Consider the following 11,528-nt stretch of genomic DNA (forward strand, 5'->3'; position numbering starts at 1 on the left):
GCAAAAAGTCCGTCCCATGCCGGGGCGGACTTTTTATGATGGAGAGGAAACGTAAAGGCCGAGTAGAAGGGCCAGGAAGGGCACGGTAAACATCAAAAGCGAATATGCGATGAAAGATTTATAGCGCCTTTGTTCATATAACTTCAATTGATCGAGGGTGAACGATGAATACGTGGTGAATCCACCCAGGAATCCTGTAACCATTATTAAATAGAGTGTACTGCCTATACTCAGGAACATGATGACGACCCCCATCAGAAAAGAGCCGACTGAATTGATGATGAGGGTTCCGACGGGAAAGGCGAGACTCTGCAGCTTCGGGCGTGTGGATATATAACTTCTCAATGAAGCCCCAAGAGCGGCACCAATGCCGAGGAATATTATTTTAATCATGAGGCACCTCCTGATTTCATGCCGAGAAATGCAAGCATGAATCCACCAAACAAATTGATGGCCAGATAAATGGAAAGTGCCAGGAGGTCTCCAACCTCCACCAGCATATAATTTTCATAGGTGAGCAGGGAAAATGTTGTAAAGCTGCCAAGGAGGCCCGTAATCAAAAAGTCATGCCACAATGGATTGCGCGCCACCAATTTCTGGAAGATGAAGCCTATGCCGAAGGCGCCAAGAAGGTTGACGACCAATGTCGCAGTAAAGAAAAAGGGTGTCACTGCAGCCAAAGACAAAGCAATCGCATACCTTGAAACAGCTCCAATCATGGCGCCACATGAAATGATAATATACTTTTTCATATACCCGACCTCCTTAACACAAGAAAGAAAATGCAAAATCTTTCATATACCTATATAATGTACCATAAGTAAAGAAGGAAGAGAGTGTGGGTGTATGAAGCAGACTAAAGTGGCGATTATAGGTGGGGGCGTAACAGGGGTATCCATGTTAAGCCATCTTGTGCACGATGAACGATTCACTAGCGGGATTACGGTTGATATATATGATAACGCGTATACGATGGGCAGGGGCCAGGCTTATCAGGAAGATAATGAGCATCTGCTCATCAATGTCCCTGCTGACGAAATGTCTCTTGGGGAGAGCCATCCGGATTACAAAAGTTGGCTTAAACCAGAAAATGGGCAAGAGCTGTATACCAGCCGTCAACAATTTGGGGATTATGTTAAAGACCAGTTGGAGACGATTGCGTCTACACACGAAGAGGTCCACTTGAGATATGCGAAAGTCGACGGAATCGAATATGATTCCAGCAGTGGGAAATTCACACTTTCCATAGATGAGGAGGAAGTGTTATACGACCGCGTCTTTCTGACCATCGGACAGCTCAGGTACGGCGACCCCTATAACCTTAAGGGGAGTCAGGGCTTCCTTTATGACCCGTATCCCCTCTCAAGGAAACTCGCAGACATTGAAGATGACAACATCGGAATCCTTGGTGCAGGTCTTTCGGCAATTGATTGTGTGCGTTATTTGATTTTAGATAAGCAAGTGAAAAAAGTATCCCTGTTTTCCCGCAGTGGTGACATGCCTTCTGTCAGGGGAGAGCGGGCAGAAATCATACTACGGCATTTTACTGAAGAAAGCTTGAGAGATAGGATCCAGAATGACGAAATAGCGCTCACAGATATCATTGCACTGTTCAAAGAGGAATTGGCGCATCAGAACATCGATGAATCGCTGTTTTTCCGCCGTACAGGCAACACCCTGCAGGACTTGAATTATGACCTTGAACATCAAGAGACAGTAGGACGGCTGCAGTACCTCATCATCAAAGTCAACCCGATATTCAGTGATGTCTATCAGTACCTCTCCCGCAACGACAAAAAAGCCTTTCTTGAAAAGTATCATCATTTGATTGAAGAGAACCATTCGCCCATGCCTGCTGAGGTAGCGCGATTGCTGGTGCAATGGGGTGATGAAGGTCGGCTGCATATCATAGACGGTACAGAACACATAAAAAAAGAAGATGGATTCACCATCCTGACTAAAGAGGGTGGGGAATACCGAGTAGACACATTGATCAATGCCACAGGGCCTGTCAAGGATGTGCGCAGAGGGGATTCGGAAATCATCCAATCGTTGATGAACCATATGATCATAGCACCAAGTGAGTTCGGTGGCATCATGGTGGATGCAAGCAGGCATGTCATCAGTCCGAAGGTCGGTACGGTTCGAGGCATGTATGCACTCGGTGCTTTGACGATAGGGTCGGATTATCTTTCGAACTCTGTCCAGTTGCTCCAAAAGAATGCGCAAAAACTGATTAATAGGTTTTATGAAGATATATATTAAAAGAAGGGGTGCGGCTGCACCCCTTCTTTGATTGCGTTTCACAAACTATTTTCTGTTGAAGAATTTCAGTGCCACTGCACCAAGTGCCAGGGCACCTACTGCTTTTACTCCAGTCTGGAACATCGGATCTTTTGTTACGGATTTGACGATAAGGTTGAGGTTCTGTGGACGCTCGGCCAGACGTCTCATGAAGTAGGCATACCAGTCATTGCCAAACGGAATGTAGATGCAGACATTATATCCGCGCTCAACAAGCTCTTTTTGGAGTTCTTTCCTGAAACCGAACAACATCTGGAATTCGAAGCGGTCATTTGGAATATCATTCTCCTTGATGAAGTCAATTGATTTCTCGATGATGTTATGATCATGGGTGGCGATTGAGGTAAAACCGTCTCCTTTGGTCAGGTGGAGTCTGATGAGCAGCTCGAATGCTTTATCGATGTCTTCCTTTTCTTGGAGAGCAACTGCAGGCGCCTCCTTGTAGGCCCCTTTGACAAGACGGATTCTCCTATCCTTATATTTATAGACGTCATTCTTCGCATCGAAGAGGTAGGACTGCAAAACAGTACCGATATTATCATAACGTTCCATCAGATGATCGATGACACGTACGGTATCTTCATATGATGCATAGTTTTCCATATCGATATTGACGAACATATTATGTTTTTTTGCGGCATCCATTATCTCCGTAATATTCTCTATACAGAAATCATAGTCTATATTGAGCCCGATCTGGCTGAGTTTGATGGAAGCTGACGCATCCACACCGTTCTCGCCGATGGCGTTGATCATGTTTAAGATGATATCCTTTTCATGTATCGCATCAGAACGTCTCGTTACGAATTCTCCAAGGTTGTCGAACGACACGCTCATACCTTGTGAATTAAGATCTTTGATGCGTTCGATCGTGTCATCGACGGTGATGCCGCCTACGACCTTGTTTGCACCGAATCTCAGTCCCATCTTTTTTGTTGCATCATTCAAAACCTGATTCTCTGATAGTTTGATGAAGACATCCCTAAGTAGTGGCATAGTGTACCTCCTGAATTTTATCTTTATATTATCATAAGTGAATCTCGAGTTAGAAGAAACATATAGTGTCATTTGTAATGCGGGATATGATTTACATATGTTTCGTTTATTCTTTGCATCTCTTCTATATCTTCTTCCGTCAGTTTCCTTACCACTTTTGCCGGCCGTCCAAACGCCAATGTACCTGGCGGGATTTCCGTCCCGGGAGTGACGAGGCTCCCGGCACCGATGAAAGCCCCTTCCCCGATGACAGCCCCGTCCAGTATTGTGGAATCCATTCCAATCAAAGCATGTCTTTTGATTGTACAGCTGTGCAACGTAGTTTTGTGGCCCACGGTGACATGATCTTCTATCGTCAAGGGCATATCTGGTGTTTCATGGAGGATCGAGAGATCCTGGATGTTGGTGTGGCTGCCTATCCTGATCGGGGCGACGTCTCCCCGCAGTATGGCACCAAACCACACAGAAGAATGTGCGCCCAGCACCACGTCACCGATGACGGTGGCATCAGGGGCGATAAAAGCGCTTTCATCAATTTCAGGCGTATATCCCTTATAGTCCAATATCATTTCATATTTCCTTTCTTCCAAGTATTGTTATAATAAGTTTATCATATAAGAATGAATTTAAGTATGTTAGGAGCTTTGTAATGTGGAAGTGGGAAACTGATAAACGGCCGAAAGGGGTCGTCCTCGTCATACACGATATGATGGAGCATCATGATTATTATGCCGGACTGATCGCGCAGCTCAGAAACGACGGCTACCATGTGGTCACGGGTGATCTGCCGGGCCATGGCCAGACGACACGGATGAATAAAGGGCACATATCCGACTTCGCCCAATATCTGGATAGAGTGAAGGAATGGCATGAGGTGGCATGGGCCTATCGACTGCCAACATTCATACTTGGTCAAGGCCTCGGAGGACTGATTGCGATTGAAGTGCTGAGACGCAATATGATCAGGGCAGACGGGTTGATTGTGCTGAATCCGCTGCTCGCATTCAAGCAGTCATTCATCAACCGCAAAAATACCATCCGCTCGAGCATCAGAATGGGAAGTGACACCCATCGATTCGACCCTGGCCTCGAACCTGGGTATTTTACAACAGACAAAAAATACCTGGATTTATACGAGAATGATGAGCTGCTGGTGCGTAAAGTGAGTCACCATTGGTACCGTACTGTCATCAACCAGATGAAGGATACCTCTGAGTATATCGATGATATGCCGGATATTCCCATACTGGCCATTACAAGCAAAGAAAATGACATCATTGAAAAGTCGCTGACGGTTAAAACGTTAAAGGACATAAATACAAGCGAGATGACCTTGCTGGCGCTGGACAATATCCAGCACAGTGTGTTCCAAAGAGATGACATTACAGACCCCTACCATTACCTGGCCCGTTTCCTCGATGACCAGCTGTTCCGGATTGGTATACTGTAACTTCCGGGTATCTTCATCTTTTCCATTACTGTAATTTCATAAAATGACTATCCAGAACGCTGGCGGATCAAGGAGTTCGCTGCCACTCACGAGGGGTAATCAAAGGTATCTGCATGCATTTCCTTTGATTTCGCTTACATCAATTGTTATCATTATGGTGTAGGAGTTAAAAAAAAGTAATAGGAGAATGAACATTGAAACAGGTACCAGAGACAAAAATCAAATTGACCGAAGTCAAAGAGCTGATGGATAAAGGATATGGCCTTTTAGGGGAACTTCGGCAGGATGTAGGAGCCCCGGTAGTAAAGGCAGAACTTTTGAATGAAGAGATGATAATCACATACGGGGAAGAAGCGGCACGCAAATTCTACGACCCGAAAAACTTCAAAAGGGGCGGCGCAATGCCGACTCCCATCCTGAAAACATTATTTGGAGAAGACGGTGTCCAGACACTCGACGGTGAAGCGCATCACCATCGCAAAAACTACTTCATGGATCTGATGGCACCTGAGCGCATGGAGGACTACCGGAAGATATTGGATAAGAACCTGACGTTGGAACTCGACAAGCAGCACGGAGAATTCGAGTTGTTCGACCTGGCCAACAGAGTGTTGTTCAATTCCATTGCCGAGTGGTCGGGCATAAATCTGGAGCGGTATGATGATAAGACACTTGAAGAGTTGGCAAAGAACCAGATTTCCATGATCAGTGGTGCTGTCACATCTCCTAAAGACCATATAAAGGGAGTCTCAGACCGCAATGAATCGGAAAAGTGGGCCCGAGGATTGATAGAAGAAGCCCGCGCCCACCCGGTGGAAGGCAAGGAACATCTTGCGTTGTATACATTTGCCCAGGCAACCGATCTGGATGGCAATCTGTTGCCTGTGGAAGTGGCTGCTGTTGAACTACTGAATATCATCAGACCGACAGTCGCCTTAACAGTCTGGGTGGCACTGATGGGTCATGCTTTGTTCTCGGATGATAAGATCCGCCCAACATTAAAGGAAAACTTTGAAACCCTGCAGGATCCATTCATCCAGGAAATGCGCCGCTACTATCCATTTTTCCCGATGCTGCCAGCGATTGCAGTGCGTGATGTGGAGATCGACGGTTATGAAATACCTGAAGGCAGTTGGGTAGTGCTTGACCTCTACGGCAGCAATCATGATGCGAGAACGATTGCACACCCGGAAGAATTTGATATCACCCGATATAAAGATAAGGCAACTTCACTTTCATACGAAGAAGAATATGAAATGATTGCCCAAGGGGGCGGGGAGTTCAGGGAGATGCACCGCTGCGCCGGGGAGTGGATTACCCTCCACAGCATGAGGATATTCTCCGACCACCTGGTCAATAGATATGAGTTTTCCGTACCGGAACAAGACTGGACCATCCCCCTCAATCAATTTCCGACTTATCCCAACAGCCGTGCATTGCTGTTCAAAGATTGATGAAAAAGTCTCTTCGAGACTTTTTTCGTTTAGATTATGTTCAAGGCATCAGCAGTTTGGAAAACATGTTGCATATGAATATACTGATCGGTAGTGCCTGATCAATGAAAAAATCCTTCAGCCCATACTAATGGACTGAAGGATTTTTTAGACCGACATCTGGATGTACTTTCATTTGAACCGTCAAAACGCTTCAATAATATCAGTTTCAGTAGCCGGGGTGACATTCGCAAACATTGAGCGGTTGATGATCCTTAAGGAAGCTTCGTGATCTTCATCCACCTCCGACGCCACACAATCACCCGGCACCCATAGGTTAAATTCCCGCATATATGCCTCAGAGGAAGTGAATAGCACACACATATCTCCAGAAAGACCTGTCAGAATAAGGTTCTCCACTTCCAATTTCCTAAGGAGTATATCCAACTGTGTGCCAAAGAAAGCAGAGTGTTTCGGTTTGATGAGGAAGTAATCCTTCTCTTCTGGAAGGAGCTGTTCAATGACTTCCTTACCGATGCCCTTTTTGCATTCCTCTATCAAGCTGTTCATATCTTCATGCCACAGGCCGAAGTTGTCGTTTGCATATATGACGGGAATATCATTTTCCTTGGCCTGCCGCTTCAATTCACGCAGCGGTTCTATGATTCCCCGGGCGTTCTCAAGCAAGTTCTCGCTGCCTTCAAAATCCATCTTATTTATGATGTCTATCATAATTAGAGCTGTTTTGCCTTCCATATCCATCTTCCTTTCCGAGTTGAATCTTCCAAAGTGATGAAAGAATATTTAATTTGAATATATATACCCGGATGGGACTGAAGATAACATTAAAGCTGGCGGTTTCCAATTATTGGACATCGCCCCTTGATAAAATGGAAAATCAGCTGTCAAGGCATGCTGATCTTTTCCACACATAGCAGGAAAGGGGCATCATTCTTCTGGTTGATGAATTGGTACTTGAGGACCTGGGCTTCCTTTTGGGACCAGTGTGATAGGGAAGCGAGCAGTTTATCGCGCTCTATTTTCCCGGACGGGTGTCCATGGTAGACCACTATGATGATCCTCCCTCCGACAGTGAGACGGTTGAATATTTCGCTTAGGGCGACGGAGGTGGATTCATAGACGGTAGTGATTTCTTTATCCCCTTTCGGCAAGTAGCCGAGATTGAACATTGCCGCACGGATTGGTGTGCCCTCTGGTATATAGCGTCCAAGATTTGCATGCGAGTCCAATATGAATTCTATATTGTTGTGGGATTGGCATAAGTCTTTGGCGTTTGCGAGCGCCTGGGCTTGGATATCGAAACTGAACACTGTGCCGTCTGATCCGACGGCATCTGCCAGAAATTTCGTATCATGGCCATTCCCGCATGTGGCGTCGATGACAATATCGCCAGGCTCTATAACTTCTTCTGATAAAAGCTTCGCTTGGGGCAGTATTCGTCTAAACATCGACTCTCTCCTTCTTTTCATATTTCAGTCCCTGATGCGTATCCCTCACCTTCAACTCCTCGTCTATGCTATTAAGCACATTCCATTTATCTGTACTCCACATCGGTCCGATCATCTGGTCGATCGGTCCATCCCCGGTGATGCGATGGATGATCATTTCTTCAGGAAGCACCTCAATCTGGTCGCACACCAGATTGACATAACCCTCTTGGGTCATGAATTCGAGCAACCCCTTTTGATATTGTTTGACCATCGGCGTGCCATGTAGCAGGTGGAGCAGGTGGATTTTGATGCCTTGCACATCCATGTCGGCCACTGCTCCAGCGGTTTCCATCATCATTTGATAATCTTCGCCAGGGAGGCCATTTATGATATGGCTGCAGACATTGATGTTGTGACGCCTGAGCTTATCGACCCCTTCACGATAACACTGCATATCGTGGGCGCGGTTGATCAGCTTCGAAGTACTTTCATGAATTGTCTGGAGACCGAGCTCGACCCAAAGATAAGCCCGCTCGTTGAGTTCGGCTAAGTATTCGACAACCTCCTCAGGAAGACAGTCGGGGCGCGTGCCGATCGACAATCCAATGACACCTTCAATTTCAAGTGCCGCTTCAAATTTTTCGCGTAGCACTTCGAGCGGTGCATGGGTGTTGGTGAAAGACTGAAAATAGGCGATGTATTTACCATGCTTCCATTTTTGTGACTGCATTTTGGATCTGACCTTTTCAAATTGGACTGGTATCGGATCGACCCTGTCCCCGGCGAAGTCACCGCTGCCGGCGACGGAACAGAAGGTACATCCACCGTAGGCTACGGTACCGTCCCTGTTTGGACAGTCAAAACCAGCATCTAGTGCGACCTTGAATATTTTTTCATTGAATTTATTTTTAAGATGATAATTCAAAGTGTGGTAGCGTTTATCATCAAAACTGTACTTAAAATCCATTGTTTATCCACCTCTTATCCTGACATATTGAGAAGTGTACCATATGTCGGGGGCGGTTTTACCGGGTTTTCATAGATATAGAGGGGAATGCAAAGTTTATCATGAGGCGTAGATGAGGTATGATGGAATTATTAATCCAGATTATTGACGACGAGGAGATCATATGATTAAAGTAAACCGGTTGAATAAGAACTATAGCGCACATAATGCAGTGACAGACCTCGATTTTGAAGTGGGGGATGGCGAGTTGTTTGCATTCATAGGCCCGAATGGTTCCGGCAAATCCACAACCATCCGCATGATGACTGGACTGCTCGAGCCTTCATCGGGTTCAGTCGAGCTATTTGGTGAAGAAATGCGTCTCGACAAGATGGCGCTTAAACAGCGTATCAGCTATGTGCCGGATACTCCAGACTTGATAGGCAGGCTCAATGGCCATGAATATCTGAATTTTATAGCGAGTGCCTACCGTATGGAGCAATCTGCATTTATGGAAAGAAAACAGGAACTGTTGGCGCTGTTTGACCTAGAAGGCGCTCTTGGGACTTTGATAGAAGAATATTCCCATGGCATGAAACAGAAGCTGGCTCTCGTCGGTGCCTTAATCCATCAGCCTGATATCCTATTTCTGGATGAACCAACCGTGGGGCTCGATCCTAAAAGCAACAGAAATCTAAAGCAATACTTGATAGAGTACGTCAAGAGTGGCAAGACGGTGTTTTTGACGACCCACAACCTCTCCCTTGCTGAAGAGATTGCCACAGATATATTGATTATATATGACGGCAAGAAACGTGCCCATGGTTCGCTCGAAGCCTTGAAGCAGGAAGCGGTTGGCGTAACTTTGGAAGACATCTTTTTGGAATTGACTGATGGAGAGGGCGTGCGATGATTCGTCTGATACTTAAAACTGAAATGCGTTCTGCCTTCAACTATTGGAAGTCAATGGGAGAAACAAAGGTGATTTTATACATCATCATGGCGCTTCTATTCATGCTTTTGCCATTGCCGTTGCTCGGATCGCTACTTTTTACGTTGACGCTATCGCTGAAAATGGATCATTTGAGCAGCTACATCATGATCCTGTCGCTGGCCGCCATAGCCATATTGACTCTGCTGTCGATACATTTCATCATCAAGGACATGATTCTAAGTGCGAATGTACCAATGTACCTCTCTTTTCCCATCTCGGCTAGGGACTTGTTCTGGGCTAAGTTCATCAAACATGCATTTCTGCATGTGGCCATCATCCTTATGCCGATAAGCATGATAGTGGGGGTGGCCCTAGCCATTCGGTTTGAGGAATGGATGCTGCTCATAAATAGCGCGGTATACTTTCTGGCAGTGGGTGTGGTGATTACATCTTTGGCTTATTTATGCACCTTTTTGACAGCCCACATACTACCTGTCAAAAAGGTCAGTGGGGTACTCTCATTTGTAGGGGCTGCGTCCTTCATACTGGTCTATCTCGCTTTCTTCGCTCTCGGAGATTCGATAAAGGGGTGGACAAAGAGGCTGCCTGAGAGCCCTGTGTCATTCGACGGGTTCCTTTACGGGTTTGATGTAGCAACAAGCATCATATTCATATTATCTCTGGTTGGTCTTGCGGTCGTAATGGCCAAGTCGGCCAACCATGTGACAAGACGGGCGATGGTCCGGGGCTGGAATTTTTACGGCCACACCGGCAAAAGAATGAAGTCAGGGACGAAACTCGAGCAGGTCGTGCATCCGATTGTTACGCTGATGCGCAAAGATCTGAAAGTGACAGTGCGTGACTTTAAGGAGTTGGCCGTGCTCTTGCCATATTATCTATTGCCACTATCTCTAATCTACGTCTCCGGATTCTCAGAGCAGACCGAGACGGGTGCTCTGGATATGATCGATATCTTCTTATCGGCAGTTGGAGGAACATTGGTGATGTCTTTATTTGTCGGGGCATATAATACTGCACGTGATGCTGAACATTTCGCGATGCTGAAAGCTCTGCCGCTCAAAGGGTCAAGCATTGCGGTATCGAAGTACCTTTTCACTCTGCTGACCACTGTACCTGTAATGATGGCGGCCTTCACTATAGTCTGGTATTTATCACCGGCGGCGCCAGGGGACCTCGTCCTCCTAATCATCATGATATTGCTGTCAGCCCTTGCAGCAGTGCCGATCGGCATGATGATAGGCAGCAAAAACCCTGTGGTCAGCTATAGGAATCCGAGGAAAAGGCTCGATACCCTAAGCAATGTAATGATCAGCTTCTCCCTCGTAGTCGTACTTATGCTGACAAGGGCGGCTACAGGGCTGATGGACGGATCAACTGGAATGGACCGGCAAATGCTGATAGTAGGTTCCCTCGTATTACCAGCAGTGGTTTCAATATGGCTGCTATGCAAAGTGGCAAAGCGCTATGATAAAGGGTTTAAAATCACCTATAAGGAGTGAAGGAAATGCAAAACATCTATTTTATGGATGCACCGGTAGGATGGTTGAAAATTCGTTCTGAAGATGGGGTTATTGTGGAAGTCGATCATGCTGACAGACCAAAGGATGATCAAGATTTAACGGAAGTATCTGAAGTCATCCGCCAATGTGTGACGGAGCTTGAAGAGTATTTTTCAGGAGAACGCCGCACTTTTGAAGTGCCAATAGATATCACCCGCTCCGGTACGGCCTTCCAGAGAAAAGTGTGGCGTCGGCTCAGTGAGATACCTTACGGCGAAACGATAAGCTACAAGGAATTGGCGCTCGACTGCGGTGGGCCAACCTATTCACGTGCAGTGGCAAATGCGAACGGTAAAAATCCGGTATCAATCATCATCCCGTGCCATCGGGTCATTGCCTCAGATGGTTCGCTTGGGGGGTATACCGGCGGAGTAGCCAAAAAATCAAAACTTCTAAAGATTGAAGAGACGGGACTATAGCGAGATTGCGTCTTG

General features: G+C 46.2%; 13 protein-coding genes. 6 read left to right on the forward strand and 7 right to left on the reverse strand.

The annotated features are described in order from the left end of the window. Nucleotides 1–33: 33 nt before the first annotated feature. Both ACFFLE_RS00860 and ACFFLE_RS00865 read right to left on the reverse strand, forming a co-directional pair. Complete coding sequence (locus ACFFLE_RS00860; RefSeq protein WP_380569295.1) at nt 34–393, reverse strand: fluoride efflux transporter FluC; 360 nt, start codon at nt 391–393, stop codon at nt 34–36. Next, a complete protein-coding gene (locus ACFFLE_RS00865) occupies nt 390–752 on the reverse strand; it encodes a fluoride efflux transporter FluC (protein WP_380569296.1) in 363 nt (120 codons plus the stop codon). Before ACFFLE_RS00865 ends, ACFFLE_RS00860 begins: the two co-directional genes overlap by 4 nt. Nucleotides 753–846: 94 nt before the next feature. Here ACFFLE_RS00865 and ACFFLE_RS00870 point away from each other — a divergent pair, with 94 nt between their 5' ends. Next, nucleotides 847–2,265, forward strand: a complete 1,419-nt coding sequence (locus ACFFLE_RS00870; protein WP_380569297.1) for an FAD/NAD(P)-binding protein — start codon at nt 847–849, stop codon at nt 2,263–2,265. Between the two features lie 45 nt (nt 2,266–2,310). On the opposite strand, the gene ACFFLE_RS00875 is transcribed toward ACFFLE_RS00870, so the two are convergent. Together ACFFLE_RS00875 and ACFFLE_RS00880 are read right to left on the reverse strand one after the other, a co-directional pair. Then, nucleotides 2,311–3,300 carry a proline dehydrogenase family protein gene (locus ACFFLE_RS00875; RefSeq protein ID WP_380569298.1) on the reverse strand — a complete coding sequence of 330 codons (990 nt, stop codon included), beginning with the start codon at nt 3,298–3,300 and terminating at the stop codon, nt 2,311–2,313. A gap of 68 nt (nt 3,301–3,368) precedes the next feature. Next, the gene (locus tag ACFFLE_RS00880; protein WP_380569299.1) at nt 3,369–3,869 is read right to left on the reverse strand and encodes a gamma carbonic anhydrase; all 501 of its coding nucleotides are present in this window, start codon (nt 3,867–3,869) and stop codon (nt 3,369–3,371) included. Between the two features lie 80 nt (nt 3,870–3,949). Between ACFFLE_RS00880 and ACFFLE_RS00885 the strand changes: the two genes are divergently transcribed. After that, nucleotides 3,950–4,750, forward strand: coding sequence for an alpha/beta fold hydrolase (locus ACFFLE_RS00885; RefSeq protein WP_380569300.1), 801 nt, complete (start codon nt 3,950–3,952; stop codon nt 4,748–4,750). 194 nt (nt 4,751–4,944) lie between these two features. Beyond that, nucleotides 4,945–6,204 (forward strand): cytochrome P450, encoded by a 1,260-nt coding sequence (locus ACFFLE_RS00890; RefSeq protein WP_380569301.1) that lies wholly within the window; start codon nt 4,945–4,947, stop codon nt 6,202–6,204. Between the two features lie 183 nt (nt 6,205–6,387). On the opposite strand, the gene ACFFLE_RS00895 is transcribed toward ACFFLE_RS00890, so the two are convergent. The 3 genes from ACFFLE_RS00895 to mnmL form a co-directional block, all read right to left on the reverse strand. After that, nucleotides 6,388–6,939: a cysteine hydrolase family protein gene (locus ACFFLE_RS00895; protein WP_380569302.1), complete on the reverse strand. Its 552-nt coding sequence runs from the start codon at nt 6,937–6,939 to the stop codon at nt 6,388–6,390. Nucleotides 6,940–7,088: 149 nt separating this feature from the next. Further along, entirely contained in the window at nt 7,089–7,652 is a 564-nt protein-coding gene (mnmM, locus tag ACFFLE_RS00900; protein WP_380569303.1) for a tRNA 5-(aminomethyl)-2-thiouridylate-methyltransferase MnmM, read from the reverse strand. Further along, nucleotides 7,645–8,601 carry a tRNA modification radical SAM protein MnmL/YtqA gene (mnmL, locus tag ACFFLE_RS00905; protein ID WP_380569304.1) on the reverse strand — a complete coding sequence of 319 codons (957 nt, stop codon included), beginning with the start codon at nt 8,599–8,601 and terminating at the stop codon, nt 7,645–7,647. The genes mnmM and mnmL overlap by 8 nt, the downstream gene beginning before the upstream one ends. Before the next feature lie 163 nt (nt 8,602–8,764). Here mnmL and ACFFLE_RS00910 point away from each other — a divergent pair, with 163 nt between their 5' ends. The 3 genes from ACFFLE_RS00910 to ACFFLE_RS00920 are packed head-to-tail and all read left to right on the forward strand — an operon-like array spanning nt 8,765 to nt 11,513. Next, entirely contained in the window at nt 8,765–9,493 is a 729-nt protein-coding gene (locus ACFFLE_RS00910) for an ABC transporter ATP-binding protein (RefSeq protein ID WP_380569305.1), read from the forward strand. Beyond that, complete coding sequence (locus ACFFLE_RS00915; protein WP_380569306.1) at nt 9,490–11,034, forward strand: permease-like membrane multi-spanning protein; 1,545 nt, start codon at nt 9,490–9,492, stop codon at nt 11,032–11,034. Before ACFFLE_RS00910 ends, ACFFLE_RS00915 begins: the two co-directional genes overlap by 4 nt. 5 nt (nt 11,035–11,039) lie before the next feature. After that, nucleotides 11,040–11,513, forward strand: coding sequence for a methylated-DNA--[protein]-cysteine S-methyltransferase (locus ACFFLE_RS00920; RefSeq protein WP_380569307.1), 474 nt, complete (start codon nt 11,040–11,042; stop codon nt 11,511–11,513). Nucleotides 11,514–11,528: the final 15 nt, after the last annotated feature.

The organism is Salinicoccus siamensis (genome assembly GCF_042429615.1).
In the GTDB taxonomy this organism is placed as follows: domain Bacteria; phylum Bacillota; class Bacilli; order Staphylococcales; family Salinicoccaceae; genus Salinicoccus; species Salinicoccus siamensis.

Coding starts and splice junctions, on each gene's coding strand:
- ACFFLE_RS00860 (WP_380569295.1), bottom strand. CDS start 393: ATGATTAAAATAATATTCCTCGGCATTGGTGCCGCTCTTGGGGCTTCA.
- ACFFLE_RS00865 (WP_380569296.1), bottom strand. CDS start 752: ATGAAAAAGTATATTATCATTTCATGTGGCGCCATGATTGGAGCTGTT.
- ACFFLE_RS00870 (WP_380569297.1), top strand. CDS start 847: ATGAAGCAGACTAAAGTGGCGATTATAGGTGGGGGCGTAACAGGGGTA.
- ACFFLE_RS00875 (WP_380569298.1), bottom strand. CDS start 3,300: ATGCCACTACTTAGGGATGTCTTCATCAAACTATCAGAGAATCAGGTT.
- ACFFLE_RS00880 (WP_380569299.1), bottom strand. CDS start 3,869: ATGATATTGGACTATAAGGGATATACGCCTGAAATTGATGAAAGCGCT.
- ACFFLE_RS00885 (WP_380569300.1), top strand. CDS start 3,950: ATGTGGAAGTGGGAAACTGATAAACGGCCGAAAGGGGTCGTCCTCGTC.
- ACFFLE_RS00895 (WP_380569302.1), bottom strand. CDS start 6,939: ATGGAAGGCAAAACAGCTCTAATTATGATAGACATCATAAATAAGATG.
- mnmM (WP_380569303.1), bottom strand. CDS start 7,652: ATGTTTAGACGAATACTGCCCCAAGCGAAGCTTTTATCAGAAGAAGTT.
- mnmL (WP_380569304.1), bottom strand. CDS start 8,601: ATGGATTTTAAGTACAGTTTTGATGATAAACGCTACCACACTTTGAAT.
- ACFFLE_RS00910 (WP_380569305.1), top strand. CDS start 8,765: ATGATTAAAGTAAACCGGTTGAATAAGAACTATAGCGCACATAATGCA.
- ACFFLE_RS00915 (WP_380569306.1), top strand. CDS start 9,490: ATGATTCGTCTGATACTTAAAACTGAAATGCGTTCTGCCTTCAACTAT.
- ACFFLE_RS00920 (WP_380569307.1), top strand. CDS start 11,040: ATGCAAAACATCTATTTTATGGATGCACCGGTAGGATGGTTGAAAATT.